Here is a 22,179-nt window from a genome sequence, read left to right as displayed (position 1 = left end):
CTATGCAACAAATAGTAAACTTTATTATTAGAAACAAAACGTTTTTATTGTTTTTGTTGCTATTTGTCATTTCTTTAGTTTTAACAATTCAATCTCATTCTTATCATCAAAGTAAGTTTGTTCATTCGGCAAATTTTTTAAGTGGCGGTATTTATAAATCGGCCAATAATATCAGCCAATATTTTAGTTTAAAAAGGCAAAATGAAATTTTATCTGAAGAAAACTCTAGATTAAATACATTGATTTATAATGGAGAAGACTCAATTTCGGCATTTGTTTTAGACAGCAGTAAGTTTGGTATTCCATACGAATTCACAGCTGCAAAAGTTATCAAAAACAGCTATTCATTGTCAAACAATATTTTATTGATAGACAAAGGCAAACGCGACAGTTTAGCTCAAGATTTTGGGGTTATTAATTCTAAAGGTATTATAGGTATTATTGATAATGTAAGCAAAAAATATGCAACGGTTATTTCTGTTTTAAATTCAAGTATTAGTATAAGCGCAAAGCTTAAAAAAACAAATCATTTTGGGTCATTGGCTTGGGATAGTAAATCTCATGAGTTTATACAACTCATAGATATTCCAAAAATTGCACCAGTCGAAATAGGTGATACCATTGTAACTTCAGGGCGTTCTACAATTTTTCCAAGAGGAATACAAATAGGTGTTGTCAATGATTTTAAACTTGATGCTGCCGAAAACTATTATAACATAAATATCAAGCTCTTTAATGACATGACCAACATAGAGCATGTATATGTTATTAAAAATATTGATGCAGAAGAAATAGACAACCTATTAAATGGAATAAATGAATAGTATTGTTTCTATAAATGGTGTTAGGTTTCTGGTTTTGGTTTTGGTCCAAATTTTGATCTTAAACCATATCAATTTTTTAGGCTATATAAATCCGTATCTATACATTTTGTTTGTTATTTTATATCCTATTAAGAATAACAGAACCTTATTTATTTTTTTAAGCTTTCTAATTGGTCTAACAATCGATTTGTTTTCAGACTCTGGAGGAGTGCATGCAGCAGCGTGTGTAACAATAGCTTATATAAGACCAGTAGTTTTAAAGTTTTGTTTTGGAATGATATATGAACACCAAGCTGTAAAATTTAGTAATGTAGAGTTTGGGGCGAAGACAATGTACATAGCCATTCTTACATTGATACATCATCTTATTTTGTTCTCACTTGAAATTTTTAACCTTTCAAAAATAATTTTAACGCTTCAAAAAACGTTATTTTCAAGTGTATTTACTATTTTATTATGCGTTTTAATAACCATTATTTTTAGTAAGAATTCTAAATGAGGCAATTTTTATTATTCATAGTTATTATTGTTGTTGGACTAACATTTGTTTCAAGATTGTTTTACTTGCAAGTGTATAGCTCTCCATCTCATGACTTATATGAAGACAATGCCATAAGAAAGGTTTTTGATTATCCGAAAAGAGGATTTGTATACGACAGAAACGGAAAACTTCTAGTGGCCAATCAACCTTCGTATGATATTATGGTTATTCCGCGTGAAGTTAAATCACTAGATACATTAGAGTTTTGCTCTTTATTAAAAATTGATAAAGAGAGATTTAAAGACATTTATAGAAAAGCATACAATTACTCACCTAGATTGCCATCGGTTTTTGTTTCTCATTTGTCTAAAGAAGATTATGCAGTTTTACAGGAGAAAATGCGAAAATTTGAAGGGTTTTACATTCAAAAACGATCATTAAGAGATTATCAAACAACAATTGGCGCCAATGTTTTAGGCTTTATTGCTGAAGCTAGTCCAAATCAAATTGAGCAAAATCCTTATTACAAAATGGGAGATCTTATTGGTAAACAAGGTGTTGAATTATCTTATGAACACGAATTGAGAGGTGTAAAAGGAATTAAATTCATACAAAAAGACAGATTCAATAGAGATATTGGCCCTTACAAAGATGGAGTTTATGACACGATACCACAACAAGGCAAGGATATTACTATTACAATAGATGCAGACTTACAAGCTTATGGCGAATTGTTAATGCAAAACAAAAGAGGAGGTATTGTAGCCATTGAGCCAGGTACAGGAGAAATACTTACTTTGGTTTCTGCTCCAACTTATAATCCAAATCTTTTAGTAGGCAGACAACGCTCTAGAAATTATACTAAACTTTATAATGATACGATTAGTAGACCACTTATTGATAGAGGTCTGTTGCGTATGCACGAACCTGGGTCTCCTTTTAAAGCACTAATTGCATTGACTGCTTTACAAGAAGGTGCAATAACACCAGAAACAACAGTAACTTGTTCTGGAGTTTATCGTTATGGTAGAAGAGGAACTATGGGCTGCCATTGTGGTGGTGGAAGAAGGGACCTAAATTTAGGGATTGCAAAATCATGCAATTCTTACTTTGCAAATGCTTTTCGAAAAACAATTGATTTATATGATGATTCTAATCACTCTATGGATATTTGGAGCGACCATATAAAAAGTTTTGGTTTAGGAGATTTTTTAGGTTATGATCTACCCATTGGAAAGAAAGGTAATATTCCTGATGGCGATTATTACGATAAATGGTATCCAGATTTTAAATGGGGATCAACAACCATTATTTCAAATTCTATTGGGCAAGGCGAAGTGTTGGTAACACCTATTCAATTGGCTAATGTTACAGCAGCTATTGCCAACAGAGGTTTTTATTACACACCACATATTATTAAAAATATAGAAGGTCAAACTATCGATGAAAAATTCACAACACCCAAGCACACTACTATAGATAAACGTCATTTTGAACCAGTCGTACAAGGTCTTTATGATGTTTATAATAAAGGTACAGCTTGGTTTTTGCAAGTTCCTGGAATAGAAATTTGTGGTAAAACAGGTACGGCCGAAAATTTCACAAAAATTAATGGTGTAAGAACACAATTAACAGACCATTCTATTTTTATTGCTTTTGCACCCAAAGATGATCCTGAAATTGCTATTGCAGTATTTGTCGAGAATGGTTATTATGGAGCCAGATGGGCTGGTAGAATAACTAGTTTAATGATAGAAAAATATATTAAAGGAGAAGTAACACTTAAGCAAATGGAAAAACTAGTTTTAGAAAAAAGCCTTGAGGAAGAATATCTTAAACCATATTCTGGGAAACCATTTTCAATAAACCAATAATGTTAAGAGAAACCCATAAACATTTTAAATTTGATTGGATTACAATCATTATTTTTTTGCTTTTAGTAGGTTTTGGGTGGCTTAACATTTTATCGGCTTCTCATGTTGGTGAAACAGTCGACTATTTTAATTTTTCTCAACCTTATGGTAAACAACTTGTTTTTATTTTTCTAACGTTCTTACTTATTGTACTAATTTTAGCTATTGACACTAAATTTTACGAACGTTTTTCAAGTATTATTTATCTGGTTTCAATGCTTTCCTTGGTTGGGTTATTTGTATTTGGTAAAAACGTTAATGGTGCTACATCTTGGTATGCAATTGGTGGTATGACCTTGCAACCGAGTGAATTCGCCAAAGCGGCGACTGCCTTGGCAGTTGCTAAATATATAAGCGATTTAAATACAGACATAAAGAAGTTTAGCGATCAAATTAAAATATTCATCATTATATTCATACCAGCGGTTTTAATCTTATTCCAAAACGATGCAGGAAGTACCATTGTCTATGCTTCATTTTTCTTTGTACTCTATAGAGAAGGACTTCCAAAACAATACTTAAATATAGGAGTGCTTTTAATTTTATTATCTGTTTCGGCCCTAAAATTTAATTCAATTATAACTTCAATAATTGCTGCTATAATAGTATTTACATATCATTTTACTAGGAAGAAGAAACCAACTATTTTGCAACCAATTATTATTACTATTGCATGTTTGGTAATTTCATTTGGGGTTCAGTTTTTTTATGGTAATATTTTAAAGCCGCATCAACAGGATAGGATTAGTCTTTGGTTGAGATTAGAAAAAGACCCAGCAAAGATTGAACAAATGAGGCAAGACATTCTCTATAATCTCTATGAGTCTGAAAAAGCAATTAGTTCAGGTGGATTTGCCGGAAAAGGATTTTTAGAGGGCACTAGAACCACCGGAAAATTTGTGCCAGAGCAGCATACGGATTATATTTTTAGTACAGTTGGAGAAGAATGGGGTTTTTTAGGCAGTACTGCAGTAGTTGTATTGTTTGTGTTGTTGCTGTTACGCGTTTTAAGATTGGCAGAGCTTCAGAAATCACAATTCAGTAGAGTATATGGCTATTCCGTCGCATCTATATTGTTTATTCATTTTATGATTAATGTTGGTATGGTCATGGGTTTAATTCCTACAGTTGGTATACCATTACCTTTTTTTAGTTATGGGGGCTCCGGTCTTTGGGGCTTTACTATTTTACTTTTTGTATTTATTAAACTTGATTCAAATAGAATCAATGAATGGTAAGCTACTGGTTATCGATAAAATTCACCTTAATTTAATTTTTTGGTTTTAATTGTTAAATTTCTAAAAAAAAGTATCTTTATAATCCCCTATCCTAATAATTGCAAAATAAAGTAAGTCTGAATTTATTATGCATTTACTCTGTCTGTAATGCATTTACGGAGTCTTACATAAAATGATTTAATGAAAACAATTAGTTTTCGTAAAACGAACTATGTATAAAAAATTTAAATAATTGCTTTTATGGAAAAACGCCTTTTATTGATAGTACTAACTTTTTTACCTTTTTTAAGTTTTGCTCAAGAATCAAAAAAAATAGATTCAACTGCTATTTTCATTTTAGATAAAATGAATGACATTATAGGTGATTTAGAATCTGTAAGTTTTAACGTTGCGACTTCTTCAGACAAAATAAATGTCGAACAGAATATTGAAACACATTTTAGTACCAGTAGTGTAAGCATGGTTGGCCCTGATAAATTGATGTCTAGAACCAAAGGAGACAGAGGCAACTATGGCATTTGGTATGATGGCGCTTTTATTTCATATTATTCTTTTGACGAAAATAATTATGTGACTTTAGAAGCACCAGATAATATCATAACCATGATTGATAGTATGCACGTGAAATTTGACTTTAAATTCCCGGCAGCAGATTTTTTCTACCCTTCGTTTACCGATGATATCATAGATGCTTTTGATACTGTTAAATATATTGGGAAAAAAATAGTTGAAGGAGAAGAATGTTTCCATATTATGGCAACCAATAATGAAATGCATGTTCAAATTTGGATTTCTAATGACACCGGGATGTTGCCAAAAAAGCTGCTTATAATGGATAAAAACGAAAATAACTTACAAATAGAATCTACTTTTACAGACTGGAGTCTCAATCCAAATATTCCTGAATCTGTTTTTGATTTCTTACCTCCACCAAATGCTAGACTCATTAGTATTTTGGCTAAATCTTAAGAAATATCATTCCACTATTAAAAACAATATTATGATTAAATATATTTCAACTACAACTTTAAAGGCAGTATTAGTCATTTTGCTGCTCACGTTTATTATGCCAACAGATGTTTTTGCACAACGCATGAGGCATAATGCATCTCGTGGCGGACAATCTTTTTCAAGACCAAATACTACGCATTCAATGCCTAATAGATCTGCCACTCAAAGAAGAAGTATTAATGGAGGACATAATAAATCTCAAAATAGAAGTATTTCGAGACCTTCAAATGCTAATAGGGACAAATCGGTAACTAGACCAAATAATTCAAATAATAAACAAAAAATAAATGACAAAAAGGTTACTAATAGTCCAGTCACAAGAGATGTTAATCGAAAGAAAACTTCAAATATTAAAGACAGAAGTGGTAATAAAATAAGTAATAATAATGGTAATAGAGTAGGTAATAGAAATATAAAGATTGACAATAGTAAAAACATTAATATTAATAGGAGAAATACCGTGGTAAGGTCTAGCACTAGGGTTTATGTAAGGCCTCCATATATTTATGGTGGATTTGGATATTATTGTCACCATCCATACTTCTATTTCCCTTATAGACCATTTTACTGGGGACCATATTATCACCCTTGGGGATATTTTGTGACTTCATTAGCTACTACAGCGATAATTGTATCCATTGTAAATGATGATAAGGATGATGACGATGATGAATATCATTACGAGAATGGTACATATTATTTAAAAACAGAAGATGGTTTTGAAGCTGTTCAAGCACCTGTTGGGGCACAAGTGCCAGAAATTCCGAAAGAAGCAGAAAAAGTTGAAGTCAACAATACGACAAACTACTATTATGGTGGTGCTTTTTATGAGCAAAATTCTGAAGGTTATATTGTAGTGCCTGCAACAGCCGGGACCATTGTGCCTAATTTACCTGAAGGTGGCGAAGAAGTCAAAATAGGAGAGCAAACCTATGTGCAGTTTGGAGAAACATACTACCAACCCATACAAGTAGATGGTAAAAATATGTACGAAATTGTAGAAGTGAAGAAAGAATGATTATCGTCTAAATGACTGATTATTAAAAAAAAACTAAACAAAAAAGGGTATTAGAATCAACTATTTTATATATTTTGTAGGCTTAATTCAAAATTTTTTATCCACAAATATTATAAACTTTTTGACTCAAATTAAGAATTTCAAATAGCAAATAGTATTAATCCATTAACATTTAACTTTTTTAAATTAAAATTATGAAGAAAAATTTAGCACAGCTTAAACATTTATTTTTTCTTGTTTGCCTTATTCCATTCATGGCATCAGCACAAGACAAACCAAACATCCTAGTTATTTGGGGTGACGATATTGGAACCTGGAACATCAGCCATAATAATCGTGGCATGATGGGCTACCAAACGCCAAACATTGACCGTATTGCTAAAGAAGGAGTAGGCTTTACAGATTATTATGCACAGCAAAGTTGTACTGCTGGGCGAGCAGCATTTATTAGTGGTTCAGTGCCTGTTCGTTCTGGGATGACTAAAGTTGGAATGCCAGGAGCCAAAGAAGGTTGGCAAAAAACGGATGTTACAATGGCGACTGTAATGAAATCTCAAGGTTATGCTACAGGACAGTTTGGTAAAAATCATCAAGGTGATTTAGATGAACATTTACCAACAATGCATGGTTTTGATGAGTTTTTTGGAAATTTATATCATTTAAACGCGGAAGAGGAACCAGAAAATTTTGATTATCCAGGTGATATGGTTCTAAAAGATGGCACAACATTTAAAGATAAATTTGGACCGAGAGGTGTAATTCATAGTTGGGCAGATGGTAAAGGTGGTCAAAGAATTGAAGATACAGGACCATTAACTAAAAAAAGAATGGAATCAATTGACGATGAAAGTATTGCTGCTACCAAAGAATTTATAAAAAAGCAAGTTGATGCAGGTAAGCCATTTTTTACATGGTGGAATGGAACGCGTATGCACTTTAGAACCCATGTAAAAGAAGACAGACGTCACCCTGGAAATGATGAATATACAGATGGTATGATTGAGCACGATATGCATGTAGGTCAATTATTAGATTATTTAGAAGAGTTAGGAATTGCTGATAATACTGTTGTAATGTATTCAACAGATAATGGACCTCATTATAATACTTGGCCAGATGCTGGAACTACACCTTTTCATGGAGAGAAAAATAGTAATTGGGAAGGAGCATACCGTGTGCCTGCTTTTATAAAATGGCCAGGTCATTTCCCTGAAAATGTAACTCTAAATGGTATAGTTTCTCACGAAGATTGGTTGCCTACTTTTGCTGCAATTGCAGGAGACACTACTGTAAAAGAGCGATTACGTAAAGGCACTACTTTAAATGGTAGAACTTATAAAAATCATATAGATGGTTATAATCAATTAGATTACTTAACAGGAAAAGTTAAAGAATCTCCAAGGGAAGGATTTATTTATGTTAATGATGCGGGTTCAATTGCTGCTTTAAGATATGGAGATTGGAAAGCAACATTTTTAGAAAATAGAGCTAGACAGTTACAAATTTGGTTAGAACCTTTTGTTGAATTAAGAGCACCTTTATTAACAAATTTACGTCGTGATCCTTTTGAAAAGGCTTATGAAGGCTCTAATACTTATTATGATTGGTACATCGATAGAGCTTATATTCTAATAGCTATTCAAGGTTACGCATTTAATTTCCTTTCAACATTTAAAGATTATCCTCCTAGTCAAACAGCTGGTGATTGGAGCTTAAGTAAAGTAGAAAAGCAAATTGAAGAAATGGTTTCCAAAAGTAATTAATAATATTTACAATATATAGGGCAGAGTTATCTCTGCCCTATATTTATTAAAAAGCTTTGTATAGTCATCATTTATGTTTAGAAAAACAATAATCTTAATTTTTTTGTTTGTTATAAATAATTTATTTGCACAAACAGAAGAAACAACAAAATCATCTTCAGCTGAAGAATTGGCAAAACAATTGGCTAATCCAGTTGCTGCATTAATTAGCGTACCATTTCAAAATAATTTTGATTTTAATGTTGGGCCACTAGATGGGTTTAGATATAATTTGAATGTTCAACCAGTAATCCCTATTTCTATTAATGAAAAATGGAATATGATTAGTAGAACAATCATTCCAATAATCACTCAAAGTGATGTTACGGAAAAAGGTAACAATGAAACTGGGTTGGGCGATATTGCACAAAGCATTTATTTTTCACCTAAAGAGGCCAAAAATGGACTTGTTTGGGGTGTTGGTCCAGTATTATTACTTCCAACAGCAACCGACGATGTTTTGGGTTTAAACAAATGGGCTGCTGGACCTAATGCGCTTTTACTAAAAATAAAAGGGCAATGGACTTATGGCGGTTTGGTAAATCACATGTGGTCTTATGCCGGAAATGGTAATACCGACATTAATGCAACATTTTTCCAACCTTTCCTTACCTATGCTTCTAAAAGTGGTGCTTCAATTACGATATCTTCAGAAAACACCCAAAGCTGGGATAATGATATTTTTGGCGGATTTATTGGAGCATATTATAATAAAGTAACTTCATTTGGTAAACAAATGGTACAAATAGGCGCTGGTCCAAAGGTGTATTATGGGAACAACCCATTTAATCCAACTTGGGGAATTAGAGCAAATATTATTCTCTTATTTCCAAAATAAATGTGTGAATGATAAAAATTTTGAAAATGAAAAATCAAAAACAATTAAGTATTCTATTAATTATATTTCTTCTAGTTTTTTCTACAGGATGTAAGGAAAATGTAGAATCAAAAAATGTTGAGTCAAATAGTTCAGAGGTTCAAGAACTAGTAGATCCTTTACCATCATGGAATGAAAGCCAAAGTAAATCTGCAATTATATCATATGTAGAGGACGTTACAAATACAACTAGTACAAATTTTATTCCTATTACAGACCGAATTGCCACATTTGACAACGATGGTAACTTATTGGCTGAACAACCCGCTTATTTCCAGTTATTCTTTGCTATTGATAGAGTAAAAGTGTTGGCTGCTAATCATCCAGAATGGAAAGATAAGCAACCATATAAAGCAGTATTAGAAAACGATATGAAAACATTAATGCAATCTGGCATGAAAGGGATTTGTGAAATAGTCATGGCTTCACATGCTGGAATAACAACAGATGACTTTGATAGTATCGTAAAAGATTGGGTTAAGAATACAAAACACCCAACAAAGAATGTAGGATACGATGAGTTGGTGTATCAACCTATGCTAGAATTATTACAATATTTAAGAGCCAATGATTTTAAAACATATATTGTTTCAGCCGGTGGCGTCGATTTTATGAGAGCTTTTGTAACTGAAGTATATGGTATTCCTAAAGAACAGATAATTGGTAGTAGAATTAAAACAGAATACGATTATAATGATGGAAATCCAGTAATTAGACGTTTACCAGAACTAGATTTTATTGATGATAAAGAAGGGAAGCCTTTAAATATCCAAAAAATAATTGGAAAAAAACCTGTCTTTGCTTCTGGTAATTCTGATGGTGATTTGCAAATGATGCAATGGGCAGATTCTAACGCCTATAAATCATTTCAATTGTATGTGCATCATACAGATGGCGAACGCGAATGGGCCTATGACAGAGATTCTCATATAGGACGTTTTGACAAAGGGTTGGATGAAGCTATGGAAAAAAGCTGGACTGTTATTGACATGAAAAACGACTGGAAAGTGATTTTTCCGTTTGAACTAGAATAATTATAAAGTACCTTTACAAAACTCTTTTTTAACCGCAAATCTTTATGAAGCATTCAATAAGAATAAGTACCCTATTCGTATTTTTAATATTTTTTAGTTGTAAAAAAACTGAAAACCAAGTAAAAATTGATAATGCTGATTTGAATATAGAAGCACCAAAAGGTATGGTATATATTCCAGGTGGTGTTTTTATAATGGGAAGTGATGCAGATTATGCAGAGAATGATGAAGGTCCAGAAATACAAGTGAAAGTCGATCCATTTTTTATGGATGAAACAGAAGTAACAAATGCTCAATTTAAAAAGTTTGTAAAAGAAACAGGCTATGTAACGGTTGCAGAACGTCCAGTAGATTGGGAGCAAATAAAGTTAGATTTACCGCCTGGTACGCCTAAACCTCATGATTCTATTTTAGCGCCAGGTTCTTTAGTGTTTTCACCTCCTAATCATGCGGTTGACTTAAATGATTATAGCCAATGGTGGCAATGGGTAAATGGCGCCGACTGGAAACATCCTCAAGGACCAGATTCTAATATTGAAGGAAAAGATAATCATCCTGTAGTTCAGATTGCTTATGAAGATGCCGTTGCTTATGCAAATTGGGCCGGAAAAAGATTACCCACAGAAGCAGAATGGGAATTTGCTTCAAGAGGAAAAGGTAATTATTCAGAATTTGCATGGGGAGATGAATTAACACCACAAAATACGTATTTAGCTAATTTCTTTCAAGGGGATTTTCCACATAACAATTCTCAAGCCGATGGTTTTGAGACGTCTGCACCTGTAAAATCATTTCCTCATAATACCTATGGGTTATATGATATGATTGGCAATGTCTGGGAATGGACTAGTGATTGGTATAGACCAGATACCAAAAAACTGTATTTGGTTAATGCATCAAAACTCTGTATTAACCCAAAAGGACCAGATAATAGTTATGATCCTAACGATCCTTATGTTACTCAAAAACGTGTAATAAAAGGTGGTTCTTTTTTATGTAGTATACAATACTGTTCTAATTACAGATCAACTTCAAGGATGGCAACATCAATAGATTCTGGCCAAAATCATTTAGGATTCAGGTGTGTTAGAAACATTGAGTAACAGATTAATTTAATATTTTCTAATACCAATTTTGTATCTTTATTTGAAAAACTAAAGCTATGCATATATTAAGAGTTTCTTTACTCTTACAGATGTTTTTATTATTCTCTTGTAACATTGTTGATTTTGAAGAACCTAAACCTTCATCTCAACTACCTACAGAACCACAATTATCTGGTGAGTTTTTAAACGATTGGGCTTATAGTGTTAATCCTGAACCTTATGACAATTTTGAAGTTGCCCAATTTGGATTATGGGTTCCTGACGATGTAACCGATTTAAGAGCGCTGTTAATTTTACTTCATGGAGCTAACACCAGTGCCTTGGGTTTTGAAAATAATCAGGGTTGGCAAGATTATGCCAATGAAGAAAACATCGGTCTGATTGGAGTTAGCTTTAAAGGTGGTAGCTATACAAACCCTGTTGGAGGTAGTGGAAATGCGCTATTAATTGCACTAGATTCTATTACAAGTCGAAATAATATTCCTGAAGTCTACAATTTACCTTTTATTATGCGAGGATTTTCGGCAGGTGGCGTTTTTAGTTATAATTTTTCTCATTGGAAACCAGAAAGAGTTGTAGCCTTTGTAAATATTAGAGGTGGTGGCATTTCTGTAGATACGCCTGAAAACAAGCATGTACCTGGATTAATGCTTATAGGTGAAAATGATGCTCCTACAAGAGGAGAACGGATGATTAATGTGGTTAATACGAACAGAACAATAGGTGGTGTTTGGGGTTATGCCATAGAACCTGGTGCTGAACATTTTAGCAGTCTTGATGCTTCTAATTTTTTAGCCAAGAAGTTTTTTTCGGCTGTTTTAGATTTAAGAGTTTCTAATGGAACAAATGAATTAAATGATATTCCAGAAAATTCTGGCTGGTTAGGAAATAATGAAACAAAAGAGATTTTTTTATTTAGCAATTATCCAGATAATCCTGAAGAGGCTACATGGTTAACAGATGAATTGTTTGGTAACTATTGGCAAGAATACCAGGAGTAGATATTTTATTTTTTTAGTTCTAATTTTTCAGCAAAGTAATCACAAAAATCTTTCATTGTAGCCGTCATTTTTTCGTCTTGGGTAGCTTTGTTGAAAGTATCACTCATGGCAACCAAAGTCTGATGAAAAAACATCTTCATTTCGTCTACAGGCATATCTTTAGTCCACAAATCTATTCGTAAAGTTTCTTTCGATTTACTATCCCAAACCGAAAGCAACATCGCCTTGGCTTCCTCGTTTGTAATGCCACCATCTTGAGCTGTCCAAAATAGTTTTTCAGGCACTCTGTTTTCGTCCAGTTCTATATTTAATTCTATATTCGATTTGTGTATTGTCATCTATTTGTTTGGTTTAAATTTTGAATTATTAAAAATATCTTCAGGACTTGAATTAAGCATTTCTTTTAGCGAAGCATCATGATTATTCATGTATGCTTTTACAATTTGCCAACCCATATATTGCCCTATTTTTCCGGGAGATTCGTTATCTATTTCAACTAAATAAAATTTAGAGAAAGGAGCAGGATTAATAAATCTACTCGGTAATTTAGAATCGGTACTGTATAGTAATTCACGTTCTACAAAGTATCTCCAGATATAACTTTCATTAGCTTCTGCCCAATCTAATTGCTCTTGAGTATATCCAATTTTTTCAGCATCACTTTTAAAAGGAATCATGATATCTTTAAAATACAAAAGTTTACCTGTATAGATCATTTCATCAAGTAAGGTTTTTCTTTGTGTTTGAAACACATATTTTTCTCCATAAGCTTCTGATAGATCAACAACAATTTGCTCTCTTGTAAAATTGTGAGTTAAATACTTTTGAATACCTTCATAAAACCTATGGTCATTTCCTAAATAGGTGTCAAGCGCAATTAAAACGATAGTATCTGTTACTATAATTTTATTTCTATAATCTATATCTGAAGTTGAGGTGATAATTCTTGGACTTCTTGTTTCTGGAAAATAATATTTTAAATGCTGATAAAACTTTTGAATTTCATCTTCAAGACTTTCAATATCTAAAAACGCTTTCTTTACTTCTTCATGCAATTCTTTTTGTAACGTATCATTCATTCTTGCTATCCAAGTAGAATCACTATACCTTTCTGAAAACATAAATGGATAAGCCTGTTTTAAGTCAGGTAAATCCGATGGCATAGCTTCCGAAAATAACTTGTCAAATCGCTCAACAGAAATGTTAATATCTACTTTAGCAATTTCTTTTTCAATTTGATTTTCTTTTTTACATGAAATAAGAACAATTAGGAAAGTCGCTAGAAATAATAATTTTTTCATTAAAACTTAAACGTTGTTAATTTTTATTAATTATTAGTTTGGTTTATTTTTGTTTGACAAAGTTACCATTCTTTATATTAATTTCAAGTTATTATGCAGACAGAAAAAATTATAGATTATATCGTTAATTGGCTTAAAGATTATGCTGTAAACGCAAAGGTTAATGGATTTGTAATAGGTGTATCTGGAGGCATTGATTCTGCATTAACATCTACACTTTGTGCTAAAACAGGCCTAGACTTGTTGTGTGTTGAAATGCCCATTCACCAAGCTCCTTCACAAGTAAGTAGAGCTTTTAACCATATAAGTTGGCTTCAGAATAATTTCTCGAATGTGAGTAAGATAGAGGTTAATTTAACACCTGTATTCGACAGTTTAATAGATGCTTTACCAAAAGTAGAAAATGAAGAAGAGCGTTTTATGTCTTTGGCTAATACAAGAGCAAGATTACGAATGACAACACTTTATTATTTTGCAGCACTTAATAAGTGTTTGGTTGCTGGAACAGGTAACAAAGTAGAAGACTTTGGTGTTGGTTTTTATACCAAGTATGGTGATGGCGGTGTAGATTTAAGCCCGATAGCAGATTTACTTAAATCGGAAGTTTATGAGTTAGCAAAACATTTAAACGTCAACCAAGAGATTATCGATGCTGCACCAACTGATGGCCTTTGGGGAGACAACAGAACCGATGAAGACCAAATTGGAGCTTCCTATCCAGAATTGGAATGGGCCATGAAAATGAATGATATGGGTAAAACTAAAGATGATTTTACTGGAAGAAAACAAGAGGTTTTCAACATTTATAAACGTTTTAATACTGCGAATAAGCACAAAATGATACCTATACCAGTTTGTGAAATCCCTAATTATTTAAGATAATCACTATCAAATACTCATCAAAATTTAGTATATTTACGAGTGTAGGTTAATCAGTTATGGTGTTTACTTGTCTCTCCAACCATGATATAATAAAAAACATCTAAGTTATGATTAAACTGTTAGTAGTGGATCATCACCCTATCATTAGGAAAGGGTTAGAGCTTTTGTTTGTTACTTCTGCAAACATGAAGGTAGTTGGGACTTTGGATAATGGTGAAGCAATTTTCGATTTTTTAAGAAGGGAATCTGTTGATATTATTTTGAGCGAAATAGATTTACCAAAGCTTAATGGTATTACAGCTTTAAGACGGCTTAAGGTAGAATATCCTAATATAAAAGTTATCATTTTTAGTGCCCATCCAGAAGCTGTTTATGCTATTAATATTATAAAAGCTGGAGCTTCAGGTTATGTCTGTAAAACGGCCAATGTAATTACTTTAAAAGAAGCTATTGCCAAAGTTGCCGAAGGAGGTATTTATTTAAGTAATGATTTAGCACATAGTAGCGCATTAGGTTATAGTTCTACAGGAAGAAGACTTTCATATAAAAAATTGTCAACTAGAGAAGTAGAAGTCCTGAAGCTATTATCTATTGGGAAGAAAAATAAAGATATTGCTCAAGAGTTAGAGATCAATGAAAAAACCGTAAGTACTTACAAAACACGCCTTATGAAAAAATTGAATGTGGATAATATTGTAGATCTCATTACACAGGCAAAGCTTCTTGAATTATAATACCCTGTTTAATTTTCTGGACAAAAGCATTTTTAAATTAGAATAGTCTTTGACTTCTTGCAAGACATTTTTATTGTCTTTACTTTCCATGGTTTCTTTTTGAAAATCGATTACTTTCTGTTCAATTAAAAAACAACGTAAGTTTAAAATAGTTTCACTAACCAACTGGGCGATACTTTTAGATTTATCTTTTGGATAAATGTTTTTGCTTTCCCAATTATGTAAAGCATACTTTTCCTCGTCCATTAAAATACTTGTAATTTCGTTAGCCATATTCTGGTCAACAGAATTTACAAAAGACTCCAGAGCAAAATCAGGGTTTTGATTAAGGGTATCAATTATGGTGTAATACAGCTCTTTAAATTTTGGGTTTGAAAACTCCATTTCATCATCTTGAAGGTCCAAATAAATTTTTTCGAATACTTGAGCTTGCTGTATTACAGGCTCAAGAACTAATTCATTGGTTTCCGTTTCTTTTAAAATTAGGTCTTCAAAATCTTCGGTTTTATTGCCATAAAGCAATAAGATTTCAATAATTTTTCGCTCAAGTTCATATTGAATATTAACTTTTTTGACAGCGTGTTCATTTTTAAAGACTTGAAAAGATTGTTGCTCTTTTTTATAGGCTTTATTAGCGTCTTGATATTCCTTTTTATTGATTTGAGCTAAAGTGCTAAACAGAACTTCCTCACTAATATCCATTATTTTAGAGCATTCCTGAATGTAAATTTCCTTTTTGATCCGATCAGGAATTTTAGAAATGCTGTTGACTATATCTCTAACGGTTTCAGCTTTTTTGATAGGATCGTTCTTTGAGTCTTTAACGAGTAGTGATGCTTTAAATTGAATAAAATCCTGTGCATTTTCATCCAAAAAAAGAGTCAATTCTTCAAAGGTGTTTTGTTTAGCAAAACTATCTGGATCTTCACCTTCTGGAAACATACAAACTTTAACATTCATACCTTGTTCCAAAATAAGGTCTATGCCTCGTAACGAGGCCCTAATTCCTGCTGAATCACCATCAAATAAGACCGTAATGTTTTTGGTTAGTCTATTTATAAGGCGTATTTGTTCTGGTGTTAAGGCAGTTCCAGAAGAGGCAACGACATTTTTAATTCCTGTTTGATAAAACTGAATAACATCTGTGTAACCTTCTACTAAAAAGCAGTTATCTTCTTTTGCTATACTTTGTTTGGCATGAAAGATACCATACAATACTTTGCTTTTATGGTATATGTCGCTTTCAGGTGAATTTAAGTATTTGGCAGCTTTTTTAGTATTGGTTAGAATTCTTCCACCAAATCCTAAAACTCGACCACTCATACTTTGTATTGGGAACATAACACGACCTTTGAACCTGTCAAACCGCTTATCTTCCTTTACAATGGTCAATCCTGTTTTTTCAAGAAATTCAATATTGTAACCATCTTTTAAGGCTTCATCAGTAAATGCTTGCCAATCATCTAAAGAATAACCTAATCCGAATTTTTTGATGATGTCATCAGTAAAACCACGCTCTTTAAAATAACTTAAACCAATAGATTTTCCTTGGTTTGTATTGTGTAATATCTTCTGAAAATATTTATTGGCATATTCACTAACCAAATACAAGCTTTCACGAGCATCTGCCTCTTGCTTTTGTTCGTCTGATTGCTCTGTTTCCTCTATTTCAATATTGTATTTTTTGGCCAGATATTTAATGGCTTCGGGATAGGTAAAATGTTCGTGTTCCATCAAAAATGCAACAGCATTTCCACCTTTACCACTGGAGAAATCTTTCCAAATTTGTTTTACAGGAGAGACCATAAAACTTGGGGTGCGCTCGTCACTAAAAGGACTTAATCCCTTAAAATTACTTCCAGCTTTTTTGAGTTGAACGAAATCACCAATAACCTCTTCTACGCGAACAGTTTCAAATACTTGGTCTATGGTGTTTTTGGATATCAAATGCTATAAATATTTATTGAATTTTGGTTTGAACGACAGGTTTGTAAAAGTAATATAAACTAATGACTTTTGAAATGAAAGCCAGTTTCAATTTTTTGTTTATGGCGCCAACTTTTTATTCAATACAGAAGTCAAACTATCACAACTTGCAATACCATTTTTTGTTGCTTTAAGTTTAATATCAAAGGCGCCACGCATACTTAAAATGATATTTTTCAATAGTTTTTCATCTTTAAAACCAAACTCTCCTTTTTGAAAAGCGTCATAATCCATATGGTATATAAAATAATCACCGACATATTTTTTCTGTATGTTTTCTAATCGTTCATAGCTTTGAGCCATGATTTCGTAGGTAGCATAATGTTTTTCAATTGCAGTTTTTAACTCAAAGTCATCAATGAGTTTAAAGTCTCCAGAATTTACAAGTGCTTGATAAGTATTGTCGTTTGGAGTAAAATTTACTAATGAAACAATATTAAATATGTTTCCAGTAATACTCATTTTGTCTGGTGAATTTGTGTTGAGTTTAGGTAGAATTTCGTTTGTGATTTTAATTTTATCTTCAAGTGTTTTTACATTGTCTTCCAGAGTAAGCTTATCTGCCTCAACGTCATTTTTAATGCTTGTTAGATACAGTTTTCTTTGATCTTCGTTTTTCGAGTTTTCAGAGCATTTATTTAAACTAAATGCTATACTAATACCAATAATGACAATGAGTATTTCCCCAAAGGTATATTGCCAGTCTATTTTTTTCATATTGAATAGGATATGTTCCTTAAATCTATAAAATATTTTATTACCTATCTGCAGGTTTTTCATTGTTTTTTAAAATGAATATAGTTTACAAATTTTACTTTATACTAAAAATAGTCGAACTTCGTTTTACTATGTCTCATAAGTCTTAAAATTATGATTGGTTTGGTATTGCTTTGACTTACTGCTAATTAAAGGTGAAATATGAAAATTGTAGCTGCTTTAAAAACAACTTGTAGTTTAATACTAGTATTCATAACTACTGTGATCTTTGCACAAGACTCTATAAAAATAATTGAACCACTACCCATTAATTCAGAAAAACTAAATTTAATCTTTCCAAGAACGTATTGGTTTAATAAATCAAAAGTTATTTTCGAGAATTATGGCGTTGCCAAAATTAAAGAAGGCATCACCTCAACTGAAACGGATAGAAAGAAAGGGGTTCATTATTCAAAAACGAAACAAAATATCTCAATTAAATTATCAGACCCTGACAAAAATTCTTCTACTTTACAAGTAAAAACTGTTCAAAAAGATGAAACTGTTATTAAAGAAGACATCTTATTAAACAGAGTATTAAATGTTGGCATAGAGGCCGAAGAAATTCAAAGTATGGTCTTTTTTCCAAAGAAAATAAAGGGCTTCATTACTACCAATGGAGATTCAAGCAATAAATGGGATTTAAATCTAGAAGTTATAAACGAGAAATCTTTTTTATTTGTAGAAGTTGGCAGTCTCAAATATTGTGAACGATTTATACAAATAATCAGAACCAACTTGGATAGTAACAAAAATATTAATGTAAATAATGATATTACCGAAAGAACAATTTTTTATGAATTTTTAGAAAATGGAATATCATTAGGCGCCGTTACTTTTGATGATGAACATTCTATATGGCTAAAACCTGGATTAGATGCAATTACCAAATTAATTTTATGTACTTCTATGCTTACAATAGCTTATTAATTATATAGCAATTCAATTATAATAGTCTAATTATGAGGGAGAAAATAGATTCTCATATCCAAGAAGATTACCAAAGGAAGTTCTATACAAAATAATTGCTAAATCAAATTTCAGGTTGGGTTTTTCAGTCTGTGACTTATTTGTCAACTTTTATGCTAAACTATTGTCATTTCACTAAAACAAATTTGTTTACAGAATCATATAGAATTTTAGTTAAATTTTAGCCAAAGGAATGATAACGAGTTCGTTTTCTACTTACATTTATAGTGTTCTTAAATTTATAATATTATGGGACAATCAAAGTCAAAAAGTAAGTCGGCTTTACCTAAACAAGTGGTAAAAAAGACTCCACAGACTCCTGCAAAGAAGAAGTAACTTGTGTATGGTTTATTTCGATAAACTTTAATTCAGAAAAAACCACCTTCTTAAGGTGGTTTTATATTTTTCAATAATAAAAATAAATTTGTTCTTATCATTAAAATTATCGTTCTTTGTTCTTATATATATCCTATTAACTAACTTATTAATTCACATGAAAAAATTCTCAAAATTTTTGGCCGTCTTATTAATGACATTAATGCTAACAAATTGTGCTACAATATTTGGCGGTAAAGTAACACAGTATCAAAAAACAAAACCTGCTGATGGTGAACCACAAAGAAATGTAAGAGTTGTGGCCCTTATAGCTGACATTGTTCTTTTTTGGCCTGGAGCAATTGTTGATTTTGCAACAGGAGCTATTTACAAACCACAAAAATAATATTATAATAAAAAAAGCCCACATTAATAATGTGGGCTTTTTTTATTGTGATTATTAATTTACATCATACCTGGCATTCCGCCGCCACCCATTGGAGGCATAGCAGGAGCATCTTCTTTAATATCTACCAAAGCACATTCAGTGGTTAGAATCATGCCAGCAACAGACGCTGCATTTTCTAATGCAATACGTGTTACTTTAGTCGGATCTATAATTCCCGCTTTTAGCATTTGCACATAGGTTTCAGATTTGGCATCAAAACCAAAATCTCCTTTGCCATCCATGACTTTAGCTACAACTACGCTACCTTCACCACCCGCATTTTCAACAATAGTACGTAATGGTGATTCGATAGCACGAGCCACAATTTGAATTCCTGTTACCTCATCAAGGTTTTCTGTTGTAAGTTTTTCTAAAATTGGTTTTGCTCTTATAAATGCAACACCACCACCAGCAACAATACCTTCTTCAACCGCAGCACGAGTTGCATGTAATGCATCATCAACACGATCTTTCTTTTCTTTCATTTCAACTTCACTTGCAGCACCAACATACAATACTGCAACACCACCAGCTAATTTAGCTAAACGCTCTTGAAGTTTTTCTTTATCGTAATCGCTTGTAGTAGTTTCAATTTGCGATTTGATCTGGTTCACTCTGTTTTTGATTAAACCTTTTTCACCAGCACCATTTACCACAGTAGTGTTGTCTTTATCAATGGTTATACGTTCTGCAGTTCCAAGCATATCAATAGTAGTATTCTCTAAAGTAAATCCTCTTTCTTCAGAAACAACGGTTCCACCAGTTAAGATAGCGATATCTTCAAGCATCGCTTTACGTCTGTCTCCAAAACCAGGTGCTTTAACAGCTGCAATTTTAAGTGCACCACGTAATTTGTTCACTACCAAAGTTGCCAATGCTTCCCCATCTACATCTTCTGCAACAATTAAAAGAGGTTTTCCAGATTGAGCAACTGGCTCAAGAATAGGAAGTAAATCTTTCATTGTAGACACTTTTTTATCATACAATAAGATGTAAGGATTTTCTAAATCGGCAATCATTTTTTCACTATCAGTTACAAAGTAAGGAGATAAATAACCTCTATCAAATTGCATACCTTCTACAACATCTACATAAGTATCTGTTCCTTTGGCTTCTTCTACAGTAATGACACCTTCTTTACCAACTTTATTAAATGCATTTGCAATAAGATCACCAATTACATCGTCATTATTAGCAGAAATAGATGCAACTTGTTTAATTTTTTCTGAAGAGTTTCCAACTTGTTTACTTTGTTTTGCCAAGTCCGATACAATAGCCTCAACAGCCTTATCTATACCACGTTTTAGATCCATTGGATTTGCACCTGCAGCTACATTTTTTAAACCTTCTTTTACAATAGCTTGGGCTAAAACGGTTGCTGTTGTGGTACCATCTCCAGCCAAATCGTTGGTTTTTGAAGCTACTTCTTTTACCATTTGTGCTCCCATGTTCTCTAGTGCATCCTCTAGCTCTACTTCTTTAGCTACAGTTACACCATCTTTTGTGACTTGAGGTGCACCGAAAGATTTGCTAATAATTACGTTTCTTCCTTTTGGACCTAATGTTACTTTTACTGCATTTGCCAATGCATCAACACCACGCTTTAAACCGTCGCGTGCTTCTATATCAAATTTTATATCTTTTGCCATTTTTAATGAATGATTTTTTGAATTAATTAAAGTTTAAGTTAGTATTAGATTATTGCCATGATGTCTTCTTCTCGCATCATTAAATAATCCTTACCATCTAAAGAAATTTCTGAACCTGAATATTTTCCGTAGAGTACTTGGTCTCCAACTTTTACAGTAAGTGGTTCATCTTTTTTACCTGTCCCTACAGCTACAACTGTACCTTTATGTTGTTTTTCTTGTGCCGAATCTGGAATAAAAAGTCCAGAAGCTGTTTGGGTTTCTGCAGGAAGTGGTTCTACTAGTACACGATCTGCAAGTGGTTTGATGTTTACTTTACTCATGTTGTTATATTTTTAAATTAGTTTTATAATTAATGCTTTAGCGTTGTTCGAAAATTATGCCAACTCCTTTTGACTGACAAAGTTTCAGAAAACAAAAAAGCCAACTAAAATAGCTGGCATTTTGTATATGGTTTTCTGCATTAAATTAGTTTGCAGTTGAGTCTGTAGCTGTTGTATTGTCAGTTTGAGCAGGCACATTAGGTAATGGTTGTGCTGTAGTAGTAGCATCAGGATCTAAAACTTTAGATTCTGAACTAGCACCACCTTTGTTGATTGCAACATTAGACAACAAAATAAGTACAAGCATTAGCGTTGCTAATGTCCATGTACTTTTATCTAAAAAGTCGGTCGTCTTTTTCACGCCGCCTAGTTGTTGTGTTCCACCACCGCCAAAAGAAGATGACAAGCCACCACCTTTAGGGTTTTGAACCATAATGACTATAACCAATAGAAATGCTACAACAACTATTAATGCTAAAAATATGGTAAACGTATTCATTATTCTTTATTA

At 32.4% G+C, this 22,179-nt stretch carries 22 protein-coding genes; 15 read left to right on the top strand and 7 right to left on the bottom strand.

Annotated features, from left to right (window positions below):
• The first annotated feature begins 2 nt into the window (after window positions 1-2).
• The 11 genes from mreC to AAFP94_RS06185 all read left to right on the top strand — a co-directional run bounded on the left by mreC (window position 3) and on the right by AAFP94_RS06185 (window position 12,305).
• Window positions 3-824, top strand: coding sequence for a rod shape-determining protein MreC (gene mreC / locus AAFP94_RS06235; RefSeq protein WP_316661669.1), 822 nt, complete (start codon window positions 3-5; stop codon window positions 822-824).
• Complete coding sequence (mreD, locus tag AAFP94_RS06230; protein ID WP_316661668.1) at window positions 817-1,323, top strand: rod shape-determining protein MreD; 507 nt, start codon at window positions 817-819, stop codon at window positions 1,321-1,323. The genes mreC and mreD overlap by 8 nt, the downstream gene beginning before the upstream one ends.
• Window positions 1,320-3,179, top strand: a complete 1,860-nt coding sequence (mrdA, locus tag AAFP94_RS06225) for a penicillin-binding protein 2 (protein WP_316661667.1) — start codon at window positions 1,320-1,322, stop codon at window positions 3,177-3,179. The genes mreD and mrdA overlap by 4 nt, the downstream gene beginning before the upstream one ends.
• The gene (gene rodA, locus AAFP94_RS06220) at window positions 3,179-4,456 is read left to right on the top strand and encodes a rod shape-determining protein RodA (protein ID WP_316661666.1); all 1,278 of its coding nucleotides are present in this window, start codon (window positions 3,179-3,181) and stop codon (window positions 4,454-4,456) included. Before mrdA ends, rodA begins: the two co-directional genes overlap by 1 nt.
• Before the next feature lie 240 nt (window positions 4,457-4,696).
• Window positions 4,697-5,425: a DUF2092 domain-containing protein gene (locus AAFP94_RS06215; protein ID WP_316661665.1), complete on the top strand. Its 729-nt coding sequence runs from the start codon at window positions 4,697-4,699 to the stop codon at window positions 5,423-5,425.
• Window positions 5,426-5,456: 31 nt separating this feature from the next.
• Window positions 5,457-6,485: a DUF6515 family protein gene (locus AAFP94_RS06210; RefSeq protein ID WP_316661664.1), complete on the top strand. Its 1,029-nt coding sequence runs from the start codon at window positions 5,457-5,459 to the stop codon at window positions 6,483-6,485.
• A 194-nt stretch (window positions 6,486-6,679) separates the two neighbouring features.
• A complete protein-coding gene (locus tag AAFP94_RS06205; RefSeq protein ID WP_316661663.1) occupies window positions 6,680-8,248 on the top strand; it encodes an arylsulfatase in 1,569 nt (522 codons plus the stop codon).
• 73 nt (window positions 8,249-8,321) lie between these two features.
• A complete protein-coding gene (locus AAFP94_RS06200) occupies window positions 8,322-9,125 on the top strand; it encodes a hypothetical protein (protein WP_316661662.1) in 804 nt (267 codons plus the stop codon).
• Window positions 9,126-9,151: 26 nt separating this feature from the next.
• The gene (locus AAFP94_RS06195) at window positions 9,152-10,198 is read left to right on the top strand and encodes an HAD family hydrolase (protein ID WP_316661661.1); all 1,047 of its coding nucleotides are present in this window, start codon (window positions 9,152-9,154) and stop codon (window positions 10,196-10,198) included.
• 44 nt (window positions 10,199-10,242) lie between these two features.
• Complete coding sequence (locus tag AAFP94_RS06190) at window positions 10,243-11,301, top strand: formylglycine-generating enzyme family protein (RefSeq protein ID WP_316661660.1); 1,059 nt, start codon at window positions 10,243-10,245, stop codon at window positions 11,299-11,301.
• 59 nt (window positions 11,302-11,360) lie between these two features.
• On the top strand, window positions 11,361-12,305 hold the full coding sequence (locus tag AAFP94_RS06185; RefSeq protein WP_316661659.1) for an alpha/beta hydrolase family protein: 945 nt from the start codon (window positions 11,361-11,363) through the stop codon (window positions 12,303-12,305).
• 5 nt (window positions 12,306-12,310) lie between these two features.
• Here AAFP94_RS06185 and gldC read toward each other — a convergent pair whose 3' ends face one another.
• Window positions 12,311-12,643 (bottom strand): gliding motility protein GldC, encoded by a 333-nt coding sequence (gene gldC, locus AAFP94_RS06180; protein WP_316661658.1) that lies wholly within the window; start codon window positions 12,641-12,643, stop codon window positions 12,311-12,313.
• Window positions 12,644-13,606, bottom strand: a complete 963-nt coding sequence (gldB, locus tag AAFP94_RS06175) for a gliding motility lipoprotein GldB (RefSeq protein WP_316661657.1) — start codon at window positions 13,604-13,606, stop codon at window positions 12,644-12,646. It abuts the gene before it with no gap.
• A 93-nt stretch (window positions 13,607-13,699) separates the two neighbouring features.
• Here gldB and nadE point away from each other — a divergent pair, with 93 nt between their 5' ends.
• Window positions 13,700-14,488, top strand: a complete 789-nt coding sequence (nadE, locus tag AAFP94_RS06170; RefSeq protein ID WP_316661656.1) for an NAD(+) synthase — start codon at window positions 13,700-13,702, stop codon at window positions 14,486-14,488.
• 107 nt (window positions 14,489-14,595) lie between these two features.
• Entirely contained in the window at window positions 14,596-15,222 is a 627-nt protein-coding gene (locus AAFP94_RS06165; RefSeq protein ID WP_316661655.1) for a response regulator transcription factor, read from the top strand.
• Here the strand turns inward: AAFP94_RS06165 and dnaG are convergent.
• Both dnaG and AAFP94_RS06155 read right to left on the bottom strand, forming a co-directional pair.
• Complete coding sequence (gene dnaG, locus AAFP94_RS06160) at window positions 15,217-17,169, bottom strand: DNA primase (RefSeq protein ID WP_316661654.1); 1,953 nt, start codon at window positions 17,167-17,169, stop codon at window positions 15,217-15,219. The genes AAFP94_RS06165 and dnaG overlap by 6 nt on opposite strands.
• 99 nt (window positions 17,170-17,268) lie before the next feature.
• Entirely contained in the window at window positions 17,269-17,925 is a 657-nt protein-coding gene (locus AAFP94_RS06155; protein ID WP_316661653.1) for a DUF6090 family protein, read from the bottom strand.
• A gap of 201 nt (window positions 17,926-18,126) precedes the next feature.
• On the opposite strand from AAFP94_RS06155, the gene AAFP94_RS06150 reads away from it, so the two are divergent.
• Entirely contained in the window at window positions 18,127-18,894 is a 768-nt protein-coding gene (locus AAFP94_RS06150; RefSeq protein ID WP_316661651.1) for a hypothetical protein, read from the top strand.
• Between the two features lie 532 nt (window positions 18,895-19,426).
• Window positions 19,427-19,654 carry a hypothetical protein gene (locus AAFP94_RS06145; protein ID WP_316661650.1) on the top strand — a complete coding sequence of 76 codons (228 nt, stop codon included), beginning with the start codon at window positions 19,427-19,429 and terminating at the stop codon, window positions 19,652-19,654.
• A 59-nt stretch (window positions 19,655-19,713) separates the two neighbouring features.
• On the opposite strand, the gene groL is transcribed toward AAFP94_RS06145, so the two are convergent.
• From groL to secG, 3 genes are all read right to left on the bottom strand, one after another.
• Window positions 19,714-21,345: a chaperonin GroEL gene (gene groL, locus AAFP94_RS06140; protein ID WP_316661648.1), complete on the bottom strand. Its 1,632-nt coding sequence runs from the start codon at window positions 21,343-21,345 to the stop codon at window positions 19,714-19,716.
• Between the two features lie 44 nt (window positions 21,346-21,389).
• Complete coding sequence (locus AAFP94_RS06135; protein ID WP_316661646.1) at window positions 21,390-21,668, bottom strand: co-chaperone GroES; 279 nt, start codon at window positions 21,666-21,668, stop codon at window positions 21,390-21,392.
• 145 nt (window positions 21,669-21,813) lie between these two features.
• Entirely contained in the window at window positions 21,814-22,167 is a 354-nt protein-coding gene (gene secG / locus AAFP94_RS06130; protein WP_316661644.1) for a preprotein translocase subunit SecG, read from the bottom strand.
• Between the last annotated feature and the right edge of the window lie 12 nt (window positions 22,168-22,179).

This window comes from Gilvirhabdus luticola (genome assembly GCF_040117515.1).
Classification (GTDB): Bacteria; Bacteroidota; Bacteroidia; order Flavobacteriales; family Flavobacteriaceae; genus Gilvirhabdus; species Gilvirhabdus luticola.
This window is presented reverse-complemented; position numbering and strand designations above follow the sequence as displayed.

Bases quoted from the DNA above. Each gene is read 5' to 3' on its own strand.
- AAFP94_RS06195 (WP_316661661.1), top strand. From the start codon at position 9,152: ATGAAAAATCAAAAACAATTAAGTATTCTATTAATTATATTTCTTCTA.
- AAFP94_RS06155 (WP_316661653.1), bottom strand. From the start codon at position 17,925: ATGAAAAAAATAGACTGGCAATATACCTTTGGGGAAATACTCATTGTC.
- AAFP94_RS06150 (WP_316661651.1), top strand. From the start codon at position 18,127: ATGAAAATTGTAGCTGCTTTAAAAACAACTTGTAGTTTAATACTAGTA.
- nadE (WP_316661656.1), top strand. From the start codon at position 13,700: ATGCAGACAGAAAAAATTATAGATTATATCGTTAATTGGCTTAAAGAT.
- AAFP94_RS06190 (WP_316661660.1), top strand. From the start codon at position 10,243: ATGAAGCATTCAATAAGAATAAGTACCCTATTCGTATTTTTAATATTT.
- AAFP94_RS06135 (WP_316661646.1), bottom strand. From the start codon at position 21,668: ATGAGTAAAGTAAACATCAAACCACTTGCAGATCGTGTACTAGTAGAA.
- AAFP94_RS06185 (WP_316661659.1), top strand. From the start codon at position 11,361: ATGCATATATTAAGAGTTTCTTTACTCTTACAGATGTTTTTATTATTC.
- AAFP94_RS06200 (WP_316661662.1), top strand. From the start codon at position 8,322: ATGTTTAGAAAAACAATAATCTTAATTTTTTTGTTTGTTATAAATAAT.
- mreC (WP_316661669.1), top strand. From the start codon at position 3: ATGCAACAAATAGTAAACTTTATTATTAGAAACAAAACGTTTTTATTG.
- AAFP94_RS06145 (WP_316661650.1), top strand. From the start codon at position 19,427: ATGAAAAAATTCTCAAAATTTTTGGCCGTCTTATTAATGACATTAATG.
- secG (WP_316661644.1), bottom strand. From the start codon at position 22,167: ATGAATACGTTTACCATATTTTTAGCATTAATAGTTGTTGTAGCATTT.
- groL (WP_316661648.1), bottom strand. From the start codon at position 21,345: ATGGCAAAAGATATAAAATTTGATATAGAAGCACGCGACGGTTTAAAG.
- mreD (WP_316661668.1), top strand. From the start codon at position 817: ATGAATAGTATTGTTTCTATAAATGGTGTTAGGTTTCTGGTTTTGGTT.
- gldC (WP_316661658.1), bottom strand. From the start codon at position 12,643: ATGACAATACACAAATCGAATATAGAATTAAATATAGAACTGGACGAA.
- AAFP94_RS06205 (WP_316661663.1), top strand. From the start codon at position 6,680: ATGAAGAAAAATTTAGCACAGCTTAAACATTTATTTTTTCTTGTTTGC.
- AAFP94_RS06210 (WP_316661664.1), top strand. From the start codon at position 5,457: ATGATTAAATATATTTCAACTACAACTTTAAAGGCAGTATTAGTCATT.
- AAFP94_RS06165 (WP_316661655.1), top strand. From the start codon at position 14,596: ATGATTAAACTGTTAGTAGTGGATCATCACCCTATCATTAGGAAAGGG.
- AAFP94_RS06215 (WP_316661665.1), top strand. From the start codon at position 4,697: ATGGAAAAACGCCTTTTATTGATAGTACTAACTTTTTTACCTTTTTTA.
- mrdA (WP_316661667.1), top strand. From the start codon at position 1,320: ATGAGGCAATTTTTATTATTCATAGTTATTATTGTTGTTGGACTAACA.
- rodA (WP_316661666.1), top strand. From the start codon at position 3,179: ATGTTAAGAGAAACCCATAAACATTTTAAATTTGATTGGATTACAATC.
- gldB (WP_316661657.1), bottom strand. From the start codon at position 13,606: ATGAAAAAATTATTATTTCTAGCGACTTTCCTAATTGTTCTTATTTCA.